The sequence below is a fragment of the Bacillus sp. FSL R5-0603 genome (assembly GCF_038050295.1).
Classification (GTDB): domain Bacteria; phylum Bacillota; class Bacilli; order Bacillales; family Bacillaceae; genus Bacillus; species Bacillus subtilis.
The window spans coordinates 2,322,129-2,346,419 of the sequence record NZ_JBBOYP010000001.1 but is presented as its reverse complement, the minus strand read 5'-3'; the positions used below and the strand labels follow the sequence as shown (position 1 = coordinate 2,346,419).

At 44.3% G+C, this 24,291-nt stretch carries 28 protein-coding genes; 27 read left to right on the top strand and 1 reads right to left on the bottom strand.

From position 1 onward, the window contains the following. Window positions 1–23: 23 nt before the first annotated feature. Entirely contained in the window at window positions 24–980 is a 957-nt protein-coding gene (locus tag NYE56_RS11905; protein WP_017696209.1) for a DUF1385 domain-containing protein, read from the bottom strand. A gap of 226 nt (window positions 981–1,206) precedes the next feature. On the opposite strand from NYE56_RS11905, the gene NYE56_RS11900 reads away from it, so the two are divergent. From NYE56_RS11900 to spo0A, 27 genes are all read left to right on the top strand, one after another. Continuing rightward, on the top strand, window positions 1,207–1,743 hold the full coding sequence (locus NYE56_RS11900; RefSeq protein ID WP_003230222.1) for a YqhR family membrane protein: 537 nt from the start codon (window positions 1,207–1,209) through the stop codon (window positions 1,741–1,743). A gap of 86 nt (window positions 1,744–1,829) precedes the next feature. Beyond that, a complete protein-coding gene (aroQ, locus tag NYE56_RS11895; RefSeq protein ID WP_003230223.1) occupies window positions 1,830–2,276 on the top strand; it encodes a type II 3-dehydroquinate dehydratase in 447 nt (148 codons plus the stop codon). Beyond that, window positions 2,273–3,334: an aminopeptidase PapA gene (gene papA, locus NYE56_RS11890; RefSeq protein ID WP_014480240.1), complete on the top strand. Its 1,062-nt coding sequence runs from the start codon at window positions 2,273–2,275 to the stop codon at window positions 3,332–3,334. Before aroQ ends, papA begins: the two co-directional genes overlap by 4 nt. Window positions 3,335–3,358: 24 nt before the next feature. Then, window positions 3,359–3,916: an elongation factor P gene (gene efp / locus NYE56_RS11885; RefSeq protein WP_003226377.1), complete on the top strand. Its 558-nt coding sequence runs from the start codon at window positions 3,359–3,361 to the stop codon at window positions 3,914–3,916. Between the two features lie 144 nt (window positions 3,917–4,060). Further along, complete coding sequence (locus tag NYE56_RS11880) at window positions 4,061–4,342, top strand: YqhV family protein (RefSeq protein ID WP_004398639.1); 282 nt, start codon at window positions 4,061–4,063, stop codon at window positions 4,340–4,342. Window positions 4,343–4,417: 75 nt separating this feature from the next. Further along, window positions 4,418–5,341 (top strand): stage III sporulation protein AA, encoded by a 924-nt coding sequence (gene spoIIIAA / locus NYE56_RS11875; protein WP_144483064.1) that lies wholly within the window; start codon window positions 4,418–4,420, stop codon window positions 5,339–5,341. After that, a complete protein-coding gene (gene spoIIIAB / locus NYE56_RS11870) occupies window positions 5,335–5,850 on the top strand; it encodes a stage III sporulation protein SpoIIIAB (RefSeq protein ID WP_014477309.1) in 516 nt (171 codons plus the stop codon). Before spoIIIAA ends, spoIIIAB begins: the two co-directional genes overlap by 7 nt. A gap of 22 nt (window positions 5,851–5,872) precedes the next feature. Next, the gene (gene spoIIIAC / locus NYE56_RS11865) at window positions 5,873–6,079 is read left to right on the top strand and encodes a stage III sporulation protein AC (protein WP_003153142.1); all 207 of its coding nucleotides are present in this window, start codon (window positions 5,873–5,875) and stop codon (window positions 6,077–6,079) included. A gap of 6 nt (window positions 6,080–6,085) precedes the next feature. Beyond that, window positions 6,086–6,487, top strand: coding sequence for a stage III sporulation protein AD (gene spoIIIAD / locus NYE56_RS11860; protein ID WP_003230228.1), 402 nt, complete (start codon window positions 6,086–6,088; stop codon window positions 6,485–6,487). Between the two features lie 18 nt (window positions 6,488–6,505). Further along, on the top strand, window positions 6,506–7,705 hold the full coding sequence (spoIIIAE, locus tag NYE56_RS11855) for a stage III sporulation protein AE (protein WP_003230230.1): 1,200 nt from the start codon (window positions 6,506–6,508) through the stop codon (window positions 7,703–7,705). A gap of 13 nt (window positions 7,706–7,718) precedes the next feature. Next, window positions 7,719–8,339, top strand: coding sequence for a stage III sporulation protein AF (gene spoIIIAF / locus NYE56_RS11850; protein WP_003230233.1), 621 nt, complete (start codon window positions 7,719–7,721; stop codon window positions 8,337–8,339). After that, window positions 8,332–9,021 (top strand): stage III sporulation protein AG, encoded by a 690-nt coding sequence (gene spoIIIAG, locus NYE56_RS11845; protein WP_217019500.1) that lies wholly within the window; start codon window positions 8,332–8,334, stop codon window positions 9,019–9,021. The genes spoIIIAF and spoIIIAG overlap by 8 nt, the downstream gene beginning before the upstream one ends. Next, on the top strand, window positions 9,022–9,678 hold the full coding sequence (spoIIIAH, locus tag NYE56_RS11840; RefSeq protein WP_003230250.1) for a stage III sporulation ratchet engulfment protein SpoIIIAH: 657 nt from the start codon (window positions 9,022–9,024) through the stop codon (window positions 9,676–9,678). Between the two features lie 155 nt (window positions 9,679–9,833). After that, entirely contained in the window at window positions 9,834–10,313 is a 480-nt protein-coding gene (gene accB / locus NYE56_RS11835) for an acetyl-CoA carboxylase biotin carboxyl carrier protein (RefSeq protein ID WP_341283888.1), read from the top strand. Between the two features lie 11 nt (window positions 10,314–10,324). After that, window positions 10,325–11,677, top strand: a complete 1,353-nt coding sequence (accC, locus tag NYE56_RS11830; protein WP_003230253.1) for an acetyl-CoA carboxylase biotin carboxylase subunit — start codon at window positions 10,325–10,327, stop codon at window positions 11,675–11,677. Between the two features lie 20 nt (window positions 11,678–11,697). Further along, window positions 11,698–12,105 carry a fatty acid biosynthesis protein YqhY gene (gene yqhY, locus NYE56_RS11825; RefSeq protein WP_003230254.1) on the top strand — a complete coding sequence of 136 codons (408 nt, stop codon included), beginning with the start codon at window positions 11,698–11,700 and terminating at the stop codon, window positions 12,103–12,105. Between the two features lie 263 nt (window positions 12,106–12,368). Beyond that, complete coding sequence (gene nusB, locus NYE56_RS11820) at window positions 12,369–12,764, top strand: transcription antitermination factor NusB (RefSeq protein WP_003230256.1); 396 nt, start codon at window positions 12,369–12,371, stop codon at window positions 12,762–12,764. An 11-nt stretch (window positions 12,765–12,775) separates the two neighbouring features. Continuing rightward, complete coding sequence (folD, locus tag NYE56_RS11815) at window positions 12,776–13,627, top strand: bifunctional methylenetetrahydrofolate dehydrogenase/methenyltetrahydrofolate cyclohydrolase FolD (protein ID WP_003230259.1); 852 nt, start codon at window positions 12,776–12,778, stop codon at window positions 13,625–13,627. Between the two features lie 137 nt (window positions 13,628–13,764). Continuing rightward, on the top strand, window positions 13,765–15,111 hold the full coding sequence (xseA, locus tag NYE56_RS11810) for an exodeoxyribonuclease VII large subunit (protein ID WP_268555511.1): 1,347 nt from the start codon (window positions 13,765–13,767) through the stop codon (window positions 15,109–15,111). Further along, window positions 15,108–15,362 (top strand): exodeoxyribonuclease VII small subunit, encoded by a 255-nt coding sequence (locus NYE56_RS11805; RefSeq protein ID WP_003226409.1) that lies wholly within the window; start codon window positions 15,108–15,110, stop codon window positions 15,360–15,362. Before xseA ends, NYE56_RS11805 begins: the two co-directional genes overlap by 4 nt. Next, on the top strand, window positions 15,352–16,242 hold the full coding sequence (locus NYE56_RS11800; RefSeq protein WP_341283887.1) for a polyprenyl synthetase family protein: 891 nt from the start codon (window positions 15,352–15,354) through the stop codon (window positions 16,240–16,242). The genes NYE56_RS11805 and NYE56_RS11800 overlap by 11 nt, the downstream gene beginning before the upstream one ends. 174 nt (window positions 16,243–16,416) lie before the next feature. After that, window positions 16,417–18,318, top strand: coding sequence for a 1-deoxy-D-xylulose-5-phosphate synthase (gene dxs / locus NYE56_RS11795; RefSeq protein WP_014477302.1), 1,902 nt, complete (start codon window positions 16,417–16,419; stop codon window positions 18,316–18,318). Next, window positions 18,315–19,160: a TlyA family RNA methyltransferase gene (locus tag NYE56_RS11790; RefSeq protein WP_326209661.1), complete on the top strand. Its 846-nt coding sequence runs from the start codon at window positions 18,315–18,317 to the stop codon at window positions 19,158–19,160. Before dxs ends, NYE56_RS11790 begins: the two co-directional genes overlap by 4 nt. Before the next feature lie 97 nt (window positions 19,161–19,257). Next, entirely contained in the window at window positions 19,258–19,707 is a 450-nt protein-coding gene (gene argR / locus NYE56_RS11785) for an arginine repressor ArgR (protein WP_015384067.1), read from the top strand. Window positions 19,708–19,743: 36 nt separating this feature from the next. Continuing rightward, window positions 19,744–21,474 carry a DNA repair protein RecN gene (gene recN / locus NYE56_RS11780; protein WP_014477300.1) on the top strand — a complete coding sequence of 577 codons (1,731 nt, stop codon included), beginning with the start codon at window positions 19,744–19,746 and terminating at the stop codon, window positions 21,472–21,474. A 174-nt stretch (window positions 21,475–21,648) separates the two neighbouring features. Next, on the top strand, window positions 21,649–22,929 hold the full coding sequence (gene spoIVB, locus NYE56_RS11775) for a SpoIVB peptidase (protein ID WP_004398697.1): 1,281 nt from the start codon (window positions 21,649–21,651) through the stop codon (window positions 22,927–22,929). A gap of 275 nt (window positions 22,930–23,204) precedes the next feature. After that, complete coding sequence (gene spo0A / locus NYE56_RS11770) at window positions 23,205–24,008, top strand: sporulation transcription factor Spo0A (RefSeq protein WP_003226427.1); 804 nt, start codon at window positions 23,205–23,207, stop codon at window positions 24,006–24,008. The last annotated feature ends 283 nt before the right edge of the window (window positions 24,009–24,291 follow it).

The window sequence follows — 24,291 nt, the reverse complement described above, 5'->3', positions numbered from 1 at the left end:
AAGTAATAGCAGGGCAACGGATTTTAGATGACGTTGTGAGAAGGCTTCTGATTTTGCTCAGACAATGCTTCGAGTCTGAGAAGTTCGTTAAAGCTTTCGATGGCAACTTCAACCTGGTCATCCTTAGGTTCCTTTGTGGTTAACAGCTGAAGCCAAAGTCCCGGGTACCCAAGTAATTTCAGACCGGGAATGTCACGCACTTTGTTTGTCAGCTGCAGAACTTCAAAGGATATACCAAGCACGACCGGTATCAGTGCGACACGATCTATAACACGCAGCCAAAGCGGATCTGTCGGAACGAGTAAATAAACAAACATGCCGACAATAATCGTAAATAAAATAAAGCTTGATCCGCAGCGGTAATGAAGCCGAGATTGGTTTTGGACATTCTCCACAGTAATTGGCAAATTCTGTTCATAACAGTTTATGACTTTATGTTCGGCTCCATGATATTGAAACACTCTTTTAATAAGCGGTGTCATGGACAAAAAATAGATGTAACCGAGCAGCAAAATCAACTTAAACAGGCTTTCAACCGCGATTTGCGCCGTGTCCGAGGAAAAAATCGGCCTTGTCAGTTCCGCTAAGAAAACTGGAACCAATGTAAATACGAATTTACTGAACAAAAATGATAGGACGCCTATAACTGCGAGGCTGAGATACATAGACAGCCCGGAGGATTTTTTTTCTTCCTGCTCAAGTGTCTCGTCTTCAGATGGATCGAGCCCGTAACGTTCGCTTGAAAAATTCAGATGCTTTGTGCCGTTTGCACTCGCTTCGATAATGGCCGCGATCCCCCGTAAAAACGGTATCTTTTTCACGATGTTCAGTTTCGGGTTGTGTTTGCGGGGAAGCTTAAAAAAGTCAATGCTTCCATCCGTTCTTCTGATGGCTGTAACGTAATGATGCTTTCCGCCAAACATAACGCCTTCCACAACAGCCTGCCCGCCGTAAGCGGGCGGAACTTTATGTTTTGACATATTATCAACCTGCCTATTTCTTTAGGATTGCTAACGATTTCCTTTCACTCTATTGTACAGGAAACAACGCTAAACCTCTAGATTGACAGGCTGAAAAAATTGCCATAGCCTTGCTTTTTCTACATGCATTATACCCGTTATTTTCAAATTTTACTCGCAGCTGTCAAAAAGTGTGAGCTTTTTTATTGACATTTCATTTTTTGGGCACACTTTAACTGGAGGTGCCATGATGACAAGCGAAAAAGATACAGAACAAAATGAAGAATTGAATGAGAAGCAAAAGCCGCCTGTTTCAATGGCCGGCAGGGTGGCGGCAACAGGTTTTTGCGGAGGAGTACTTTGGAGTTTCGTTGCTTATATCGCATATTTGTTTCATTTTTCCGAAATCAGCCCGAATATGATATTGCAGCCGTTTGTGCTCGGAGAATGGAAAAAACATGGGCTGGGAACGGTAATCAGCATCATTTTGATTGGAGTAATTTCAATTGGCGCAGCATTTCTTTATTTTCTTCTATTGAAACGTTTAAAAACAATGTGGCCGGGTATTTTATACGGCTTGGTGCTTTGGCTGCTCGTGTTTTTTGTTTTTAATCCGATTTTTCCAGATGTGCGCACGGTGACCGAACTGACATCAGATACAATTATTACGACCATTTGCATTTATTTGCTTTACGGGCTGTTTGTCGGGTATTCCATTTCATTTGAATACAATGAGCTGAATTCGGAAAAGCTTGCACGTGCGCTGGGAATGCATAGAGAATAGTGTATAATCCTTTTCCAGTATGATAAAATGTTCACGAGAAGTGAACATTTTTTACATGAGAAACCCTCGCGAAAAGGAGAGATTATGTGCCTCATTTTTTGATTTTGAACGGACCGAATGTTAACCGGCTTGGGAGTCGTGAGCCTGAAGTATTCGGCCGCCAGACACTGACCGATATTGAAACAGATCTTTTTCAGTTTGCTGAAGCCTTACATATCCAGCTCACTTTCTTCCAGTCTAATCACGAAGGTGATTTGATAGATGCGATACATGAGGCTGAGGAGCAATACAGCGGGATTGTTCTGAACCCCGGCGCCCTGAGTCATTACAGCTATGCGATCAGGGATGCTGTTTCAAGCATCAGTCTTCCTGTGGTAGAGGTGCATTTATCAAACTTATACGCCAGGGAAGAATTCAGGCATCAGTCGGTTATCGCTCCTGTTGCGAAAGGGCAGATTGTCGGTCTTGGAGCTGAAGGCTACAAGCTTGCTGTTCGCTACTTATTAAGCCAGCAAGGGGGAGAATCAAGATGAAGCTAGAGAAATTAAGAAACCTGTTTGGACAGCTGGGAATTGACGGCATGCTGGTTACAAGCAGCACGAATGTACGCTATATGACAGGGTTTACAGGTTCGGCGGGTTTGGCTGTTATATCGGGTGACAAAGCAGCGTTTATTACGGATTTTCGTTATACTGAGCAGGCGAAGGTTCAGGTAAAGGGTTTTGAGATCATTGAACATGGCGGCAGCTTGATTCAGACCACTGCCGACACTGTTGAATCGTTTGGCATCAAGCGTCTCGGCTTTGAACAGAACAGCATGACATATGGCACTTACGCTTCATACAGCGCCGTTATCAGTGATGCCGAATTAGTGCCTGTGGCTGAATCCGTGGAAAAGTTGCGCTTGATTAAGTCTAGTGAAGAGATTAAGATATTAGAGGAAGCTGCGAAGATTGCAGATGATGCCTTCAGACATATCTTGACGTTTATGAAACCCGGCATTTCTGAAATCGCTGTTGCCAATGAGCTGGAGTTTTATATGAGAAGCCAGGGAGCAGACAGCTCTTCTTTTGATATGATTGTCGCCTCCGGCCTTCGTTCAAGCCTTCCGCACGGTGTGGCCAGTGACAAACTGATTGAAAGCGGAGACCTTGTTACGCTTGATTTTGGCGCTTATTATAAAGGATATTGTTCTGATATTACCCGTACGGTCGCTGTAGGTCAGCCCAGTGATCAATTGAAGGAGATCTATCAGGTTGTATTTGATGCTCAGGCGCTCGGCGTCGCACATATTAAGCCGGGAATGACAGGAAAAGAGGCTGACGCCCTCACAAGGGATCATATTGCTGCAAAAGGCTACGGTGACTATTTCGGCCATTCAACCGGGCACGGGCTCGGCATGGAAGTTCATGAATCGCCGGGATTATCCGTCAGATCTTCAGCTATCCTTGAACCGGGTATGGTGGTCACAGTGGAGCCGGGCATTTACATACCAGAAACAGGCGGTGTCCGCATTGAAGATGACATCGTGATTACAGAAAACGGCAACCGGACAATCACCCATTCCCCAAAAGAACTTATTATTTTGTGATTGGAATATAGGAGGACATTAAACATGATTTCAGTTAACGATTTCCGTACAGGATTAACAATTGAAGTAGATGGCGGCATTTGGCGCGTCGTTGACTTCCAGCACGTAAAACCTGGAAAAGGTGCGGCATTTGTCCGCTCTAAACTCCGCAACCTTCGCACTGGCGCGATTCAGGAAAAAACATTCCGCGCTGGTGAAAAAGTAGCGAAAGCGCAAATCGAAACCAAAACAATGCAATATCTATATGCAAACGGAGATCAGCACGTATTTATGGATACTTCTTCTTATGAGCAGCTTGAACTGAGCGCAACTCAAATCGAAGAAGAATTAAAATACCTGCTAGAAAACATGTCTGTGCATATCATGATGTACCAGGATGAAACACTTGGTATCGAACTTCCAAACACAGTTGAGCTGAAAGTTGTTGAAACTGAACCTGGTATTAAAGGTGATACAGCGTCAGGCGGTACAAAACCTGCGAAAACTGAAACCGGGCTTGTTGTAAACGTGCCGTTCTTTGTGAATGAAGGCGACACACTTGTTGTCAATACATCAGACGGTTCTTACGTTTCAAGAGCATAGAAAGAAAAAAAGAAGTCTGTTCCCAAATGGGAGCAGGCTTTTTTTGTGCCCAAAAACAGAATCTTTCTTTTATACGAAAATGACAAGACTACTTCAGCAAGCTAGAGCATATCATATAAAAAAATGGGAGGTTGGGAGAGTGCTATGAAATTTTTACTTGGAAATATCAATTCTACTGTTTTAACAATGGCGGGATTACGAGTTTTATCCTCTATGATTGAGCTGACGGCAGCAATTGTCATGCTTGTGACCAACGATGTCCGGAAGGCGGTTGTGGTTAACAGCATTCTCGCTATAGTCGGTCCGTTGATTTTTATCATTACGATGACTGTCGGAATCTACCAAATTGCCGGGCAGCTTTCGTATGCAAAGCTGATTCTGATTTTTACGGGTGTTGTCTTGATTTTGGCGGGTGTTCATAAATAAAGAGAGGCTTGTCATAAAGTCTGCCTCACATCATACATTTTAAAGAAGCCAATCGGTAGAAAGGAGGAGGCTCTGTTGAATGAAATCGCTGAGGTTCTCCCTGAATCCATGAAAAACGCCCTTTCTGAAATACCGGAACAACAATGGCTGGAAATCGAAGAAGTCAGAATTCGGATCAACCGCCCTGTTGAATTGATTCGAAGAGGACAACCTGTTTATTTGTCCTATGCGGGCACGGCCGAGGATGCCCATCTGATCCTGAGCCGGCTCAGCAACTATAGTATGTATACACTTGAAGAAGAGCTGAAGAAAGGGTATGTCACGATCAGAGGCGGCCACAGAGTCGGACTGGCGGGCAGAGTCATTACGGAAAACGGAGGTGTGAAAGGCCTCCGTGACATCGCATCTTTTAATATACGAATTGCCCGGCAAAAGCTGGGGATTGCGGAGCCGCTGCTTCCATACTTATATCAAAACAGCTGGCTGAATACGCTGATTATCGGACCGCCCCAAACAGGCAAAACAACACTTCTCCGGGACCTTGCGAGGCTCTCAAGCACCGGCAAAAAACCCATGCTGCCCGTAAAGACAGGAATCGTCGATGAACGGTCAGAAATTGCCGGATGTCTTCGCGGCATTCCGCAGCATCAATTTGGTCAGAGAATTGACGTGTTAGACGCCTGTCCAAAAGCTGAAGGGCTGATGATGATGATTCGATCCATGAGCCCTGAGGTGATGATTGTCGATGAAATCGGGCGTATGGAAGATACAGATGCACTTCTGGAGGCACTGCATGCGGGTGTTTCAGTAATCGTATCGGCGCATGGCTGGAGCATATCCGACCTGATGAAGCGGCCTTCATTGAAGCGTTTGTGGGAAGAAAGAGCCTTTGACCGCTATTTGGAATTATCGAGAGCGAAGGGGCCGGGCACAGTGAGCCGCATTTATGACAAAGACGGAAATGTGCTGTCTAGGACGACGGGCGTGAAAACATGCTGAAGCTGCTGGGCGCTGTATTCATTGTGGTAGCGACAACATGGACAGGTTTTGAGATGGCGAAGATTTATACAGAACGGCCGCGGCAAATCCGCCAGCTGCGTGCGGCGCTTCAATCCCTCGAGGCTGAAATCATGTACGGCCATACACCGCTTCATACTGCTTCACAGCAGATTGCCAAACAGCTCGCACAGCCTGTTTCAGCTCTTTTTTCCGCATTCAGTGATCAGCTGGACAAGGGAAGTGATTCCGCGAAAACGGCGTGGGAGCAAAGCTTAAAGAAGGTATGGGATACCCTGTCTTTGAAAAAAAGCGAATACGAAGTGCTGAAGCAGTTTGGCGAGACGCTCGGGATTCATGATCGAATCTCTCAGCAAAAGCACATCAAGCTGGCGCTGACACATTTGGAAGCCTCTGAAGCGGATGCTGAGCAGGCGCAAGCGAAAAATGAAAAGATGATAAAAAGTTTGGGCTTTTTAGCGGGCTTGTTACTCATTCTTCTATTGATGTAAACGTGAGGGGAGCAAAAATAAAATGGGAGTAGACGTGAATGTCATATTTCAAATCGCCGGAGTGGGAATCGTGGTCGCTTTTTTACACACGATATTGGATCAGATGGGCAAGAAAGAATATGCTCAGTGGGTGACGCTGTTAGGTTTTATCTATATTTTATTTATGGTCGCCACGATTGTAGATGACCTATTTAAAAAGATAAAAGCTGTGTTTTTATTCCAAGGATAGGGGGGCTTGCAGATTGACATTGTTCAAATTGTAGGTTTAGGGCTGATCGCCACCTTCCTTTCTTTAATTGTAAAAGAACAAAAGCCGACTTTTGCGTTTTTAATCGTCGTTTTTGCCGGATGTGCCATTTTTCTTTATTTGGTAGACCAAATCTACGACATTATTCGAATGATAGAAAAAATTGCGATTAATGCAAATGTCAACATGGTCTATGTTGAAACCATTTTAAAGATTATCGGAATCGCCTATATTGCTGAATTCGGGGCACAGCTCACAAAAGATGCCGGTCAAGGAGCCATCGCCTCGAAAATAGAATTGGCGGGGAAAATTTTAATACTCGTAATGGCTGTGCCTATTTTAACCGTCATTATCGAAACGATTCTCGGACTTATACCTTCTATGTCATAACCGAAAGGAGGCGGTAGATTGAAGCGCTTTCAATGGGTTTTGCTTTTGGCCGTGCTGATCATAGCAGGCCGTGCAGAAATTGTACAAGCAGCTGGTAATGCAGAACAAACGGAAGACCATGCTGAAACAGCCGAGCAATTAGCGGAAAGGACAGCAGCCTCGCTTGAAACAGATAAGATCGGGGAATTTTGGAATGACATTATGACAGAATACGGCGGACTGCTGCCGGAAAGCCAAAAAGGCAGCTTAATGGAGTTTATCAATGGCGATAAATCATTCTCACCGCAAGAATGGCTGAAAGCTCTCTTTTCTTATTTGTTTCATGAAGTGCTTGCCAACGGAAAGCTGCTGGGCACATTGATTTTGCTCACGATTTTTTGCGTCATTCTGCAGCTTCTGCAAAATGCTTTTCAGCAAAGCACCGTCAGTAAGGTCGCTTACTCAATTGTGTACATGGTGCTGATTATCCTTGCGCTTAATAGCTTTCATGTGGCAATTAACTATGCAACTGAGGCGATTCAGACGATGACCAGCTTTATCCTGGCGCTCATTCCGCTCCTCTTGGCGCTTTTGGCTTCCTCAGGCGGAGCTGTATCTGCTGCCTTCTTTCATCCTGTTATCCTCTTCCTGATGAACACGAGCGGTCTCTTGATTCAGAATATCGTCATGCCGCTGATTTTTTTATCAGCGATTCTGAGCATTGTCAGCACGATGACTGAACAATACAAAGTAACGCAGCTGGCTAACCTGCTCAGAAATATCGCCATCGGAGCACTGGCTGTTTTTCTTACCATCTTTCTCGGCGTCATCTCTGTTCAGGGAGCCTCAGCTGCAGTGACAGACGGCATTACGCTCAGGACGGCTAAATTTATAACCGGAAATTTTATTCCTGTGCTTGGCCGAATGTTTACAGACGCAACAGATACAGTAATCAGCGCCTCTTTACTGCTGAAAAATACGGTAGGGATTCTCGGTGTCGCTATTTTGATCTGTATCGCGGCATTTCCAGCAATCAAAGTGCTTTCCCTCGCTTTTATTTATAAGCTGGCAGCCGCGATTCTTCAGCCGCTAGGAGGCGGGCCCGTCATCACCTGCCTCGACGTCATCAGCAAAAGCGTCATTTATATTTTTGCAGCTCTCGCCATTGTGTCTCTCATGTTTTTTTTAAGCCTTACTGTCATAATCACAGCCGGAAACCTCACGATGATGATGAAATGAAGGAGGCAGGCGAATGAGTTTTTTAACGGAATGGCTTACCACCATCGTGTTGTTTATCCTATTTGCAATTGTGATTGATATGCTGCTGCCGAGCTCCAGCATGCAAAAGTACGCAAAAATGGTAGTCAGCCTGCTCTTGATTGTCGTCATGCTTACGCCGATTTTTAAACTTTTCAAGACAGACCCCGAAGTCATCTTTGAATATCTCACAAAAAACGGGCAGTCAGAGTCTGCCGACATAAAAAATCAAATCAATTCAAAAAAAATAGAAATACAAGCTTCCCAGCGCGCATATATTCTAGAAGAAATGGCTGTCCAACTAAAAAAGAAAGCGGAGGAGAGATTCAGTCATGATGAATATAAAGTAGGCCGCATCAAACTCACGGCAGGAGAAAAGGTAGATTCAGAAGAGGATATTAAAACAATCAGCGTGTATATGGCCCCGTCTTCTGAAAAAACGGTCCAAACGGTCGCGCCGGTCCACATTGACACAGATCATGCATACGTAACGAAAGAAGCAGCCGAACAAAAAGAAGCCAAACAGATACAAACGCAGCTCGCGGACATTTGGGAAATCGGAAGTGAGAAAATTACGGTTCATATGGAAGGCGGGGAGAGTGTCGGCAATGAATAAAAACGGATTATGGAATGTATTGAAAAAGCAGTTTCTTCCGGGACAAACGAAGGACGGCGAAAAGCCGAAGCTGACCAAATATCATTACTTTCTATTCGTTTTTGTTCTCGGAGTTTCCTTTATGCTTGTCAGCCAGCTGTTTTCTTCACCTGAGAAAACAGAAAACGCAAAAACGATAACGGCCGTATCACCGCAACATTCCGCAGACAGCAAAGAGAAAACAGCTGAAGTGTTTAAAGCCTCAAAATCTGATAAACCTAAAGACTCGATCGATGACTATGAAAAAGAATACGAAAATCAGCTGAAAGAAATTCTTGAAACAATCATTGGTGTGGACGATGTCTCGGTTGTCGTGAATGTAGATGCAACGTCGCTGAAAGTATACGAAAAAAACAAATCAAACAAAAATACAACCACTGAAGAAACTGACAAAGAAGGCGGAACAAGAAGCGTTACAGACCAAACATCGGAGGAAGAAATCGTCATGATCAAAAACGGCGATAAAGAAACACCTGTCGTCGTCCAAACGAAAAAACCTGATATACGCGGTGTACTCGTTGTTGCTCAAGGAGTGGACAACGTTCAAATAAAACAAACCATTATCGAAGCGGTGACACGGGTCCTGGATGTTCCAAGCCACCGGGTTGCGGTTGCCCCTAAAAAAATAAAGGAGGATTCATAAATGCTTAAAAAACAAACCGTTTGGCTATTAACAATGCTCAGTCTTGTCGTGGTGTTAAGCGTCTACTATATCATGTCGCCGGAAAGCAAAAACGCCGTGCAGATGCAAAGTGAAAAAAGCGCGTCTGACAGCGGAGAGGTCGCAACTGAAAAAGCGCCTGCCAAGCAAGACACGAAGGAAAAAAGCGGTACAGAAACTGAAAAAGGAAAAGAAGATGGAACAAAGGGAACGAAAGATTCATCAGCAGACAAGGAAACATCCGCTGAAGCCAGTGAAAAAGGAACTGTTGTTACGGAAACAGCCGATGATGATCTGTTTACAACGTACCGTCTTGATTTAGAAGATGCCAGAAGCAAAGAAAGAGAAGAGCTGAATGCGATTGTGTCAAGCGATGATGCAACAGCCAAGGAGAAAAGCGAAGCATACGATAAAATGACGGCTCTCAGTGAAGTGGAAGGAACAGAAAAACAGCTGGAAACGCTGATTAAAACACAAGGTTACGAGGATGCGCTCGTTAATGCTGAAGGAGATAAAATCAATATTACAGTCAAATCAGACAAACACTCTAAATCGAAGGCGACAGCCATTATAGACCTTGTCGCAAAAGAAATCAAAACAATGAAAGATGTCGCTGTCACATTTGAACCATCCAAGTAAGAAAGAGGAAAAAGAAGCCCGCTAAACAAGCGGGCTTTTTGCGTTGCTGTCATATTAGAGTTGAATTCAAAAGTCCGCTCCTGTAAGATGAACATAGTATGTACTTTTAGTAGTAACCTATAAAAAAGAAATTTCATACATAGGAGTGCGATTGAATGTTAAATATCAAAGAAATCCACGAGCTGATTAAAGCAATTGACGAGTCTACAATTGACGAATTCGTATATGAAAATGAAGGTGTATCCTTAAAACTGAAAAAACACGAAGCAGACACGGTTCAAGTCATGCAGCAGGCACCGGCAGCACCTGTACAAGCACAGGCTCCGCAGGCAGTTCAGCCGCAAGCGCAGCAAGCAGCGACACCTGCCCAAGAAGCACCAAAGCAAGATGAGAATCTGCATAAAATCACTTCACCAATGGTAGGAACATTTTATGCTTCTTCATCACCGGAAGCTGGCCCGTATGTAACAGCCGGTTCAAAAGTAAATGAAAACACAGTTGTCTGCATTGTAGAAGCGATGAAGCTTTTCAACGAAATCGAAGCAGAAGTGAAAGGCGAAATCGTTGAAGTATTAGTAGAAAACGGCCAGCTGGTCGAATACGGACAACCTCTATTTCTTGTAAAAGCGGAGTAAGGAGACTGAACATGATTAAAAAGCTATTGATCGCCAACAGAGGAGAAATTGCTGTCAGAATCATCAGAGCCTGCAGAGAGCTCGGAATTGAGACTGTCGCTGTTTATTCAGAAGCTGATAAAGATGCCCTTCATGTTCAAATGGCCGATGAAGCTTTTTGTATCGGACCGAAAGCATCAAAAGACAGCTATTTAAACGTTACAAATATTGTGAGTGTTGCAAAGCTGACTGGCACGGACGCCATTCATCCGGGATACGGATTTTTAGCTGAAAATGCTGATTTCGCTGAATTATGTGAAGAAGTGAATGTCACGTTTGTCGGCCCGAGCGCTGACGCCATTTCAAAAATGGGAACAAAAGACGTTGCGCGGGAAACGATGAAACAGGCCGGCGTGCCAATCGTACCGGGTTCACAGGGAATTATAGAAAATGTGGAAGAAGCGGTTTCGCTTGCTAATGAAATTGGGTATCCTGTAATTATAAAAGCCACCGCAGGCGGAGGCGGAAAAGGAATTAGGGTTGCCCGCACTGAAGAGGAACTGATTAATGGCATTAAGATTACACAGCAGGAAGCGGCAACTGCATTCGGAAATCCAGGTGTATACATCGAAAAATACATAGAAGATTTTCGCCACGTTGAGATCCAAGTGCTTGCTGATAACTACGGAAATACGATCCATTTGGGCGAACGCGACTGCTCGATCCAAAGACGCCTGCAAAAGCTTTTGGAAGAATCACCATCTCCTGCCCTTGATTCAGAAATCAGGGAGCAAATGGGAGATGCAGCAGTAAAGGCTGCAAAAGCGGTTGGCTATACAGGTGCTGGAACAGTTGAATTTATCTATGACTACAATGAACAGCGCTATTACTTCATGGAAATGAACACGAGAATTCAGGTAGAGCACCCAGTCACAGAAATGGTGACGGGAACTGACCTGATCAAGGAACAAATCAAAGTGGCATCAGGAATGGAACTGAGCCTCAAGCAAGAAGATGTTGAATTTGAAGGCTGGGCCATCGAATGCCGAATCAACGCAGAAAACCCAAGTAAAAATTTCATGCCGTCACCTGGTGAAATTAAAATGTACCTGCCTCCTGGCGGTCTTGGTGTCCGTGTCGATTCAGCTGCGTACCCTGGCTATTCCATCCCACCGTACTATGACAGCATGATTGCAAAGGTAATCACATACGGAAAAACGAGGGATGAAGCGATTGCCCGCATGAAGCGCGCATTGAGCGAATTCGTCATCGAAGGCATTGAGACAACAATCCCTTTCCATTTAAAACTGCTTGAACACGAAACATTTGTGAGCGGAGAGTTTAATACGAAATTTTTAGAAACATATGATGTAATGGGCTCATAATTTTTACGGAGGTGAATTGAATGAAAGACAACAGCTTGCTTAAAATGGATCACGAAGATACGCATTTGGGTAAGGTTGAGATTGCACCGGAGGTCATTGAGGTCATTGCCGGCATTGCAGCATCAGAAGTTGATGGGGTTGCCGAAATGCGCGGAAACTTTGCGACAGGCGTCGTTGAGCGCTTTGGCAAAGTGAATCATGGCAAAGGTGTCAAAGTCGACCTGGCGGATGACGGAATTACGATCGATGTATACTGTGTCGTTACATTTGGCGTTTCGATTCCGAAAGTTGCAGCATCCGTTCAGGAAAACATTCGTCAAACCTTATTAAATATGACGTCTCTTTCGATTAACGAGATCAATATTCACATCGTCGGCATTCAATTTGACACAAAAGCCCAAGAAGTCCAAATCGACGAAGAAATGTAAATGGCTTAACACGAAACCAAGGGGAGGGCGGCCCTTTGGTTTTTTTACACGTTACCCTTTATTTCAAAGCATGAAGAAAGCCGGCTTACATAGCCGAGTTTCTTCATGAACGTGAAATCCGAATAATCATATTAAGGTGTGTGAAAATATTCGGCAATAGGGTAAAAAAACCTTGATTTCAATATGCGGATACGAAAAAAATATGTTATGATCTCTTTGTGGCTTAACGACAAGCGGATAAAGAGGATCAAAGGAGAAAGAAAATGAAAAGAAGAACAGCAAGAGAAAAAGCTTTGCAGGCACTATTTCAAATTGATGTCAGCGATATTGCAGTGAATGAAGCCATAGAACACGCACTGGATGAAGAAAAAACAGATCCTTTCTTTGAACAGCTTGTACACGGGGTATTGGAACACCAAGACCAGCTGGATGAAATGATCTCCAAGCATCTGGTGAATTGGAAGCTCGATCGGATTGCCAATGTTGACCGTGCGATTTTGCGCCTGGCAGCATATGAAATGGCATATGCCGAAGACATTCCGGTGAATGTCTCCATGAACGAAGCGATTGAGCTGGCAAAACGGTTTGGTGATGACAAAGCGACAAAGTTTGTAAACGGGGTTCTTTCTAACATTAAATCTGATATTGAACAATCATAGGAGGAAAGAAAATGACTGCAACAATCATCGACGGAAAAGAAACGGCTAGAGAAAAACGCGAACAATTGGCAAAAGAGGTAGAAGAGCTTAAAAAGCAAGGCGTCACTCCCGGACTGGCGGTTATTTTGATTGGAGATGATCCTGCTTCTCACTCTTACGTGCGAGGAAAGAAAAAAGCGGCAGAAACAATGGGAATGAATTTCAAGCTCGATCAATTTGACAGCAGCCTCACAGAAGCTGAACTGCTTTCCATTATTGATCAATATAACCAAGACCCTGAGTTTCATGGCATTCTCGTTCAGCTTCCGCTCCCAGACCATATTTCTGAAAAAGCGGTGATCGAACGTATCTCCCCTGATAAAGATGTAGACGGTTTTCATCCGTTAAACGTAGGGAAAATGCTGCTTGGCGAAGATACGTTTCTTCCTTGCACGCCTCATGGAATTGTTGAGCTTTTGAAGAAAACCAATATTGACCTTTCCGGTAAAGAGGTTGTTGTAGTCGGCCGAAGCAACATTGTCGGCAAACCTGTCGGCCAGCTTTTATTAAATGAAAACGCGACGGTTACTTACTGTCATTCAAGAACAGAAAATATTACTGAACATACGAAAAAAGCGGACATCCTGGTGGTGGCAGTCGGCAGAGCCAACTTCATCAGTGCAGACCAGATCAAAGAGGGCGCTGTTGTCATTGACGTCGGCGTTAACCGTCTGGAAAACGGAAAGCTTTGCGGAGACGTTGAATTTGAAGGGGCAAAGGAAAAAGCGTCCTTCATCACGCCGGTTCCGGGCGGAGTAGGTCCGATGACCATCACGATGCTTGCGCATAATACTGTTAAATCTGCGAAACGTACGTTATCATAGATAATTGGAGATATTCACAGGCGAAATGTTTGCCCGCCTTGAATATGAGCACGATACCCGCTTCTTCAGGCTCCTAAAGCCAGGGCGGGTTTTCTTTAGTTATGGTGCAGGAATGCTTAGGAGAGGAGTTTTTAGACATGGGTGAAGCAGCGTATGTGACCGTCTCAGCGCTGACAAAGTATATAAAACGAAAATTCGATGTAGATCCTCACCTTGAAAATATTTGGATTAAAGGCGAATTGTCGAATGTAAAGATACACACACGAGGGCATATTTATTTCACTTTAAAAGACGAAAACGCAAGAATGCAGTCGGTGATGTTCGCGAGACAAAGCGAGCGTCTGCCTTTTAAACCTGAAAACGGAATGAAAGTGCTGGTAAGAGGCGGAATTTCCGTATATGAACCGAGCGGAAACTATCAATTATATGCCAAAGAAATGCAGCCTGACGGGGTTGGAGCGCTTTATTTAGCGTACGAAGAATTAAAAAAGAAGCTTGCCGGAGAAGGTTTATTTGACGACCGCTACAAAAAACAAATCCCCGCATTTCCAGCCACAATCGGGGTTGTGACATCTCCAACGGGTGCCGCTGTCAGAGACGTTATTACAACTCTAAAAAGAAGATATCCCCTTGTAAAAGTCATTGTTCTTCCAGCGCTCGTACAAGGTGAAAATGCGAGCAGATCCATCGTTACGCGCATTGAAGAGGCAAATGAAAAAGAGATTTGCGACGTATTAATTGTCGGGAGAGGCGGCGGTTCGATAGAAGAACTTTGGGCATTCAATGAAGAAATTGTAGCACGCGCCATCTTTGCTTCCAATATTCCGATTATATCGGCAGTCGGACATGAGACGGATTTTACGATCAGTGATTTTGTCGCCGATCTCAGAGCCGCGACGCCGACAGGAGCAGCTGAGATTGCTGTGCCTCATACCACTGATTTAATCGAACGGACAAAAACAGCGGAAGTCAGAATGACAAGAGCGATGCAGCAGCATCTCGGCCAGAAAAAAGAACGGATTCAAACGCTGCAATCGTCCTATGCCTTTCGTTTTCCAAAGCGTTTGTATGCGCAAAAAGAGCAGCAGTTTGACCTCGCGTACCAGCAGTTTCAAGCACAGCTGACCGCTCTTTTAGATCGGAAAAGCAGACAGCTGGAGCGTGAAACGTACAGATTAGAGGCACTGCATCCTCATGAACAGCTGAAACAAGCGAGAACACGATACCAGGAACAAACAAATCAGCTGAGAAAAAATATGAATATCCAAATGAAGCAGCTGCATTCCCAATTTCAAACCGTTCTTGGCAAGCTGAATGCACTAAGTCCTCTTCAAGTGATGGAAAGAGGATACAGCTTGGCTTATAAAGAAGATAAACTCATTAAAAGTGTCAGTCAAATAGAAGAGCAGGACCGGCTTGAAGTCAAGCTGAAGGATGGCGTGCTGACCTGTGAAGTATTAGAAAAGAGAGGGGAAGAAAAATGACAGACGTGAAAAAAAATGAAAACATGACATTTGAAGAAGCGATGAAAGGGCTTGAGAGCATTGTATCAAAGCTTGAAGAGGGAGATGTGCCTCTAGAGCAAGCCATTAACTATTTCCAAGAAGGCATGGCTCTGTCAAAAATGTGCCATGAAAAGCTGCAAAAAGTCGAAAAGCAAATGGACTTCATTTTAAAAGAAGACGGCGAACTGGCACCTTTCAGTGTTCAGGAGGAAGACGAAGGTGACAAATAACTTAACGAGCTTTCTGGCGGACCGGAAAAAAACAATTGAAAATCAGCTTTCTGTCTATACAGAAAAGCTTGATATGCCGGACTCATTAAAGAAATCTATGCTGTATTCTCTACAAGCCGGCGGAAAGCGGTTGCGGCCTCTGATTGTACTGGCTGTTTTAAACGCATATGGAAAAAGCGAAAAAGACGGCATTCCGGTGGGCTGTGCTGTCGAAATGATTCACACGTATTCGTTAATTCATGATGATCTTCCATGCATGGATGATGACGATTTGCGCCGCGGGAAGCCGACAAACCATAAAGTGTTTGGTGAAGCGACGGCAGTATTAGCGGGTGACGGGCTGCTCACAGAAAGCTTTAAGCTGATTACCTCCTACGTGTCAGACGAGGTGTCAGCAGAAAAGCGCCTGCGGCTTGTGAATGAACTGATTTCAGCGGCAGGCACCGAAGGCATGGTCGGGGGGCAAGTAGCTGATATGGAAGCGGAAAACCGACAAGTCACGCTTGAAGAGCTCGAATCCATTCATGAACGGAAAACTGCCAAGCTTCTTGGCTTTTGTGTAATCGCCGGTGCTATTTTGGCTGATGCGCCTGAGGAAGACATTGAAACACTGCGTACCTTCAGCAGCCACATTGGAATCGGATTTCAAATCAGAGACGATATTTTGGATTTAGAAGGCAGTGAAGAGAAAATCGGCAAACGTGTCGGCTCGGATACCACAAATGACAAATCGACATACCCGTCGCTTCTTTCATTGGAAGGGGCCAAACATAAATTGGATGTTCATATAAAAGAGGCGAAGCGATTGATCGGCGGACTCTCTCTTCAAAAAGACCTTTTATATGAGCTTTGTGATTTAATTGCGGCAAGAGATCACTAAAACGATCCTAATTTGAAGCGGCTGCACGAGATATGGTAAAATGTAAGCAGTTTATATGAAAAATGAAAAGGAAAAGCGCGTTTGTCTTTTTTTATGTCTGAGATTATTGTCAGCTCGGCATGCAAAAGACATGTATCATTGCAGAAATTCATGCTGAAAGTGAGTTGATCCGCTTTGGATCTTTTATCAATACAGGACCCGTCGTTTTTAAAAAACATGTCCATTGATGAATTAGAGAAATTAAGTGATGAAATCCGTCAGTTTTTAATTACAAGTTTATCCGCTTCCGGCGGCCACATCGGCCCAAACTTAGGTGTCGTAGAGCTTACTGTTGCCCTGCATAAGGAATTTAACAGCCCGAAAGACAAATTTTTATGGGATGTAGGCCATCAGTCGTATGTCCATAAGCTGCTGACAGGACGCGGAAAAGAATTTGCGACGCTTCGCCAGTACAAAGGGCTTTGCGGATTTCCAAAGCGGAGTGAAAGCGAGCACGATGTTTGGGAAACCGGGCACAGCTCGACCTCTCTGTCAGGCGCGATGGGAATGGCAGCTGCCCGTGATATTAAAGGAACGGATGAATATATTATTCCGATCATTGGTGACGGCGCGCTGACCGGCGGTATGGCGCTCGAAGCCCTTAACCACATCGGCGACGAGAAAAAAGACATGATTGTCATCCTTAATGATAATGAAATGAGTATTGCGCCAAATGTCGGTGCCATTCACTCTATGCTCGGACGGCTCCGTACTGCGGGGAAATACCAGTGGGTCAAAGATGAGCTTGAATACTTATTTAAAAAGATTCCGGCAGTTGGGGGCAAGCTTGCCGCCACGGCGGAACGAGTCAAAGACAGCCTGAAATACATGCTCGTCTCCGGAATGTTTTTCGAGGAGCTCGGTTTTACGTATTTGGGCCCAGTGGACGGACATTCTTATCATGAGCTGATTGAGAATCTTCAATACGCCAAAAAAACGAAAGGCCCTGTTCTTCTGCATGTCATCACGAAAAAAGGGAAGGGGTACAAACCGGCTGAGACCGATACGATTGGGACATGGCATGGTACCGGACCATATAAAATTAATACCGGTGACTTTGTAAAGCCGAAAGCCGCAGCTCCTTCGTGGAGCGGCCTTGTCAGCGGAACTGTGCAGCGAATGGCGCGCGAGGACGGACGCATTGTAGCCATTACGCCGGCTATGCCTGTCGGTTCAAAGCTTGAAGGTTTCGCAAAGGAATTCCCTGACCGGATGTTCGACGTAGGAATCGCAGAACAGCATGCCGCAACGATGGCGGCAGCTATGGCAATGCAGGGTATGAAGCCGTTTTTGGCGATTTATTCAACCTTCCTGCAAAGGGCATATGACCAAGTTGTTCATGACATCTGCCGCCAAAACGCCAATGTGTTTATTGGAATTGACCGTGCAGGACTCGTTGGCGCTGATGGAGAGACACATCAAGGCGTGTTTGATATTGCGTTTATGCGCCACATTCCAAACATTGTCTTAATGATGCCGAAAGACGAAAATGAAGGCCAGCACATGGTTCATACAGCACTTAGCTATGACGAAGGCCCGATAGCGATGCGTTTTCCGCGCGGAAACGGACTCGGCGTAAAAATGGATGAACAGTTGAAAACGATTCCGATCGGTACGTGGGAGGTGCTGCGTCCAGGGAACGATGCTGTCATCTTAACATTCGGCACAACAATCGAAATGGCGATTGAAGCAGCCGAAGAGCTGCAGAAAGAAGGCCTTTCCGTGCGCGTTGTGAATGCGCGTTTTATTAAGCCGATTGATGAAAAGATGATGAAGAGTATTCTAAAAGAAGGCTTGCCAATTTTAACAATTGAAGAAGCGGTCTTAGAAGGCGGTTTCGGAAGCTCGATTTTAGAATTCGCTCATGATCAAGGTGAATATCATACTCCGATCGACAGAATGGGTATACCTGATCGGTTTATTGAACACGGAAGCGTAACGGCACTTCTTGAGGAAATTGGACTGACAAAACAGCAGGTGGCAAATCGTATTAGATTACTGATGCCGCCAAAGACACACAAAGGAATTGGATCATGACGTCAAAGAAAGAACGATTAGATGTATTATTAGTGGAAAGAGGGCTGGCGGAAACGCGTGAAAAAGCCAAAAGAGCCATTATGGCGGGGATCGTCTACTCAAACGAAAACCGCTTGGACAAGCCTGGAGAAAAAATTGACCGCGACCTTCCGTTAACCGTCAAAGGAAACCCGCTGAGGTATGTGAGCAGGGGCGGCTTAAAGCTCGAAAAAGCGTTGAAGGAATTTCCCGTCTCTGTCAAAGATAAAATTATGATTGATATTGGCTCCTCCACCGGCGGTTTTACGGACTGCGCTTTGCAAAATGGAGCTAAACAGTCATACGCTGTGGATGTAGGCTATAATCAGCTTGCATGGAAGCTTAGACAGGATGAACGGGTCGTCGTGATGGAACGGACGAACTTTCGTTATGCAACACCGGCAGACTTTACAAAGGGCATGCCGGAGTTTGCCACAATTGATGTGTCCTTTATTTCACTGCGGCTCATCCTGCCTGTCCTAAGGACTTTACTCGTACCGGGCAGCGACTGCATGGCTCTAGTTAAGCCTCAGTTTGAAGCGGGACGGGAATCCGTCGGCAAAAAAGGGATTGTCAGAGATCCTAAAGTGCATACTGATGTGCTCAAGCGAATGATCAGTTTTTCTGCCGCTGAAGGCTATATCTGTAAAGGCTTGTCATTTTCTCCAATCACCGGAGGAGACGGAAATATTGAGTTTCTCCTTCATTTGCATTGGCCGGGAGAGGGACAGGAAGGCCAGGAGCTGCCGGAAGAAGAGATCATGCGCGTTGTAGAAGAAGCACATAAGACGTTAAAAGAAAAAAAAGCAGATGTACCGGAATAATAGGGCGCTATTATTCCTTTTTTCTGCATTCATGTACAATGTGCAGAGAATCATATAACATAAAAGAACAGATAAGCTTGGAAATAGAGGTGCTTACATGAACAAAGGCCAGAGGCATATTAAAATCAGAGAGATCATTACAAGCAATGAAATCGAAACGCAGGATGAATTGGTCGACATGCTAAAGCAGGATGGATACAAAGTAACGCAAGCCACGGTATCACGGGATATTAAAGAACTTCACCTTGTAAAAGTGCCTACAAATAATGGTTCTTACAAATACAGTCTTCCGGCGGACCAGCGTTTCAATCCGCTGTCTAAGCTAAAGCGGGCATTGATGGACGCATTTGTGAAAATAGACTCAGCAAGCCATATGATCGTACTGAAAACGATGCCGGGCAATGCTCAGGCAATCGGGGCACTGATGGACAATTTGGACTGGGATGAAATTATGGGGACCATTTGCGGAGATGACACGATTTTAATTATTTGCCGGACTCCTGGAGATACAGACGGTGTAAAAAACAGGCTCCTTGAACTGCTGTAACAGAAAATCTAACAAAGATAAGAGGTGTAATGCTGTTTGTTAGCTGAACTATCGATTAAAAACTTTGCCATTATTGAGGAACTGACGGTTTCTTTTGAACGCGGGCTTACGGTTTTAACAGGAGAAACCGGTGCCGGCAAATCCATTATCATAGATGCCATTTCTCTTTTAGTCGGAGGCCGCGGATCATCTGAATTTGTTAGATATGGGGAAGCAAAAGCCGAACTTGAAGGGCTGTTTCTGTTGGAGAGCGGCCATCCTGTTTTAGACGTATGCGCTGAGCAGGGAATCGACGTTTCAGACGAAATGATCGTCATGAGAAGGGATATCAGCACGAGCGGGAAAAGCGTTTGCCGTGTCAATGGCAAGCTTGTCACGATTGCCTCGCTAAGAGAGATCGGCAGGCTTTTATTAGATATTCACGGGCAGCACGATAACCAGCTGTTAATGGAAGACGAAAATCATCTCCAGCTTTTGGACAAGTTTGCCGGGGCCGAAGTGGAAAGCGCGCTCAAAACGTATCAGGAAGGGTACCAGCGGTATATGAAGCTGCTCAAAAAGCTTAAGCAGCTTTCTGAAAGCGAACAGGAAATGGCCCATCGTCTTGATCTTATTCAATTTCAGCTCGAAGAAATCGAATCGGCAAAGCTTGAGCTTAACGAAGATGAACAGCTCCAAGAAGAGCGCCAGCAAATTTCAAACTTTGAGAAGATATATGAGTCGCTGCAAAATGCATATAACGCGCTTCGCAGTGAGCAGGGCGGATTGGACTGGGTTGGAATGGCATCAGCGCAGCTTGAAGATATATCTGATATAAACGAACCGCTGAAAAAAATGTCTGAAAGTGTTTCGAACTCCTACTATTTGCTTGAGGATGCCACATTTCAGATGAGAAATATGCTGGATGAGCTTGAATTTGATCCGGAACGCCTGAACTATATTGAGACGCGACTTAATGAAATCAAACAGCTGAAACGAAAATATGGTGCCACTGTTGAAGACATTTTGGAATATGCTTCTAAAATTGAAGAAGAGATTGACCAAATTGAAAACAGGGACAGCCACCTTCAAAGCTTGAAAAAGGAGCTTGACTCCGTCGGCAAAGATGTCGCAGTGGAAGCGGCAAATGTGTCACAAATCCGAAAAACATGGGCGAAAAAGCTGGCTGATGAGATTCATCGGGAATTAAAAAGCCTGTACATGGAAAAATCAACTTTTGATACGGAATTTAAGGTCAGAACAGCGTCACGCAATGAAGAGGCTCCGCTTGTAAACGGCCAGCCCGTTCAACTGACTGAACAAGGGATTGACCTGGTGAAATTTTTAATTTCAACCAATACAGGCGAGCCGCTGAAATCTCTTTCGAAAGTCGCTTCAGGTGGAGAGCTGTCACGGGTGATGCTTGCCATAAAAAGTATTTTTTCCTCACAACAGGATGTGACATCGATCATTTTTGATGAGGTTGATACCGGTGTAAGCGGCAGGGTCGCACAGGCAATCGCTGAGAAGATCCATAAGGTGTCAATAGGTTCACAAGTGCTGTGTATTACACACCTCCCTCAGGTGGCTGCCATGGCCGATACGCATCTTTATATTGCGAAGGAGTTAAAAGACGGCAGAACGACAACACGTGTCAAGCCGCTGTCTAAGCAGGAAAAGGTAGCGGAAATCGGGCGCATGATTGCAGGTGTCGAAGTAACCGACTTAACGAAACGCCATGCGAAAGAACTTTTAAAACAAGCGGATCAAGTCAAAACAACTGGGTAAGCTGCGTGAGAAGCGCAGCTTATTTTTTTCGTGCACATCCATTCGTTCATCAGTATATCCAATGTTTTTCTTCATATGACAGTTATAAATAAGCCGTCAGAAGGCAAAATTAAATGATGTAGCAGCAAGTCATAAAGAAGGTGTGGGATAGGAGCGAGGAGAGTGAAGTAGTGAATGCCCGATAACATCAGAAAAGCAGTAGGTTTAATTCTCCTTGTTTCGTTATTAAGTGTAGGTTTATGCAAACCGCTAAAAGAATATTTACTGATTCCAACGCAAATGAGAGTATTTGAAACCCAAACACAAGCGATTGAAACGAGTTTATCGGTAAACGCTCAGACATCAGAATCCTCAGAAGCGTTTACAGTAAAGAAAGATCCGCATGAAATCAAGGTGACGGGCAAAAAATCTGGTGAGTCAGAATTAGTATACGATCTTGCCGGATTTCCAATTAAAAAAACAAAAGTGCACGTTCTTCCTGATTTAAAAGTTATACCTGGCGGACAATCAATAGGCGTAAAACTTCATTCCGTCGGTGTTCTTGTCGTCGGATTTCATCAAATCAATACAAGTGAAGGCAAAAAATCTCCGGGAGAAACGGCCGGAATTGAAGCGGGCGACATCATTATTGAGATGAATGGACAGAAAATTGAAAAAATGAATGATGTAGCCCCATTTATTCAAAAGGCTGGAAAAACTGGTGAATCTTTAGACTTACTGATCAAACGTGATAAACAGAAAATCAAAACGAAGCTGATCCCAGAAAAGGATGAAGGAGAAGGCAAATACAGAATCGGGTTATATATCAGAGATTCTGCTGCCGGCATCGGCACTATGACCTTTTATGAACCGAAAACAAAAAAATACGGAGCACTTGGCCACGTGATTTCCGATATGGACACAAAGAAACCAATTGTGGTGGAGAATGGAGAAATTGTTAAATCCACTGTGACATCAATTGAAAAAGGGACAGGCGGTAATCCGGGAGAAAAACTGGCGCGATTTTCCTCAGAACGCAAAACGATCGGGGATATTAACAGAAACAGCCCGTTTGGGATTTTCGGCACGCTGCATCAGCCGATTCAAAACAACATATCAGATCAAGCATTGCCGGTTGCGTTTTCTACCGAAGTCAAAAAAGGGCCGGCTGAAATTTTAACCGTTATTGATGATGACAAAGTAGAAAAATTCGATATTGAAATCGTCAGCACAACGCCGCAAAAATTCCCTGCGACAAAAGGAATGGTGTTGAAAATTACTGATCCAAGGCTGTTGAAAGAAACAGGAGGCATCGTACAGGGGATGAGCGGAAGCCCGATCATTCAAAATGGAAAAGTGATCGGCGCTGTCACCCATGTATTCGTTAATGACCCGACAAGCGGCTACGGTGTTCATATTGAATGGATGCTGTCAGAAGCAGGAATCGATATTTACGGAAAAGAAAAAGCAAGCTGACTGCCGGAGTTTCCGGCAGTTTTTTTATTTTGATCCCTCTTCACTTCTCAGAATACATACGGTAAAATATACAAAAGAAGATTTTTCGACAAATTCACGTTTCCTTGTTTGTCAAATTTCATTTTTAGTCGAAAAACAGAGAAAAACATAGAATAACAAAGATATGCCACTAATATTGGTGATTATGATTTTTTTAGAGGGTATATAGCGGTTTTGTCGAATGTAAACATGTAGCAAGGGTGAATCCTGTTAACTACATTTGGGGAGGAAGAAACGTGGAGAAAATTAAAGTTTGTGTTGCTGATGATAATCGAGAGCTGGTAAGCCTGTTAAGTGAATATATAGAAGGACAGGAAGACATGGAAGTGATCGGCGTTGCTTATAACGGACAGGAATGCCTGTCGCTGTTTAAAGAAAAAGATCCCGATGTGCTCGTATTAGATATTATTATGCCGCATTTAGACGGACTTGCGGTTTTAGAGAGGCTGAGGGAATCAGATCTGAAAAAACAGCCGAATGTCATTATGCTGACAGCCTTTGGACAGGAAGATGTCACGAAAAAGGCCGTCGATTTAGGCGCGTCCTACTTTATTCTCAAACCGTTTGATATGGAAAACCTTGTCGGTCATATCCGCCAGGTCAGCGGAAATGCCAGCAGTGTGACGCATCGTGCGCCATCATCGCAAAGCAGTATTATACGCAGCAGCCAGCCTGAACCAAAGAAGAAAAATCTCGACGCGAGCATCACAAGCATTATCCATGAAATCGGCGTCCCAGCCCATATTAAAGGCTATCTCTATCTGCGCGAAGCAATCTCAATGGTATACAATGACATCGAATTGCTCGGCAGCATTACAAAAGTCCTCTATCCGGACATCGCCAAAAAATTTAACACAACCGCAAGCCGTGTAGAAAGAGCGATCCGCCATGCAATTGAAGTGGCATGGAGCAGAGGAAACATTGATTCCATTTCCTCGTTGTTCGGTTATACTGTCAGCATGACAAAAGCTAAACCGACAAATTCGGAATTCATTGCAATGGTTGCGGATAAGCTGAGATTAGAACATAAGGCTTCTTAAACATGAGCTTATTAAGTGGTCATTAAATCAAACGTCTTTTATTTATTAGTTTGCGCTGATAAATAGGAGGCGTTTTGTTTTGGGGACATTTGTAGTATGGGAGAAGAATAGTAAGTATCCGCATATAGTAAAGGATAGGTTTGAAAAGTAAGGAAAGCAAATGGCGGTATTACCTGCACTCTTGGTCCATTCATACATCTTATAGGATCACGAAGCATGATCGACTCTAGATGTGTCCGTTATAAAATGAAACCTTTCTCCTGCAAAATCGTAAGTAAGGCGT

Bases quoted from the DNA above. Each gene is read 5' to 3' on its own strand.
- argR (WP_015384067.1), top strand. From the start codon at position 19,258: ATGAACAAAGGCCAGAGGCATATTAAAATCAGAGAGATCATTACAAGC.
- NYE56_RS11900 (WP_003230222.1), top strand. From the start codon at position 1,207: ATGATGACAAGCGAAAAAGATACAGAACAAAATGAAGAATTGAATGAG.
- spoIIIAB (WP_014477309.1), top strand. From the start codon at position 5,335: ATGCTGAAGCTGCTGGGCGCTGTATTCATTGTGGTAGCGACAACATGG.
- NYE56_RS11880 (WP_004398639.1), top strand. From the start codon at position 4,061: ATGAAATTTTTACTTGGAAATATCAATTCTACTGTTTTAACAATGGCG.
- xseA (WP_268555511.1), top strand. From the start codon at position 13,765: ATGGGTGAAGCAGCGTATGTGACCGTCTCAGCGCTGACAAAGTATATA.
- spoIIIAG (WP_217019500.1), top strand. From the start codon at position 8,332: ATGAATAAAAACGGATTATGGAATGTATTGAAAAAGCAGTTTCTTCCG.
- folD (WP_003230259.1), top strand. From the start codon at position 12,776: ATGACTGCAACAATCATCGACGGAAAAGAAACGGCTAGAGAAAAACGC.
- papA (WP_014480240.1), top strand. From the start codon at position 2,273: ATGAAGCTAGAGAAATTAAGAAACCTGTTTGGACAGCTGGGAATTGAC.
- spoIIIAC (WP_003153142.1), top strand. From the start codon at position 5,873: ATGGGAGTAGACGTGAATGTCATATTTCAAATCGCCGGAGTGGGAATC.
- spoIIIAF (WP_003230233.1), top strand. From the start codon at position 7,719: ATGAGTTTTTTAACGGAATGGCTTACCACCATCGTGTTGTTTATCCTA.
- NYE56_RS11905 (WP_017696209.1), bottom strand. From the start codon at position 980: ATGTCAAAACATAAAGTTCCGCCCGCTTACGGCGGGCAGGCTGTTGTG.
- NYE56_RS11790 (WP_326209661.1), top strand. From the start codon at position 18,315: ATGACGTCAAAGAAAGAACGATTAGATGTATTATTAGTGGAAAGAGGG.
- accB (WP_341283888.1), top strand. From the start codon at position 9,834: ATGTTAAATATCAAAGAAATCCACGAGCTGATTAAAGCAATTGACGAG.
- nusB (WP_003230256.1), top strand. From the start codon at position 12,369: ATGAAAAGAAGAACAGCAAGAGAAAAAGCTTTGCAGGCACTATTTCAA.
- efp (WP_003226377.1), top strand. From the start codon at position 3,359: ATGATTTCAGTTAACGATTTCCGTACAGGATTAACAATTGAAGTAGAT.
- accC (WP_003230253.1), top strand. From the start codon at position 10,325: ATGATTAAAAAGCTATTGATCGCCAACAGAGGAGAAATTGCTGTCAGA.
- yqhY (WP_003230254.1), top strand. From the start codon at position 11,698: ATGAAAGACAACAGCTTGCTTAAAATGGATCACGAAGATACGCATTTG.
- spoIVB (WP_004398697.1), top strand. From the start codon at position 21,649: ATGCCCGATAACATCAGAAAAGCAGTAGGTTTAATTCTCCTTGTTTCG.
- spoIIIAH (WP_003230250.1), top strand. From the start codon at position 9,022: ATGCTTAAAAAACAAACCGTTTGGCTATTAACAATGCTCAGTCTTGTC.
- NYE56_RS11805 (WP_003226409.1), top strand. From the start codon at position 15,108: ATGACAGACGTGAAAAAAAATGAAAACATGACATTTGAAGAAGCGATG.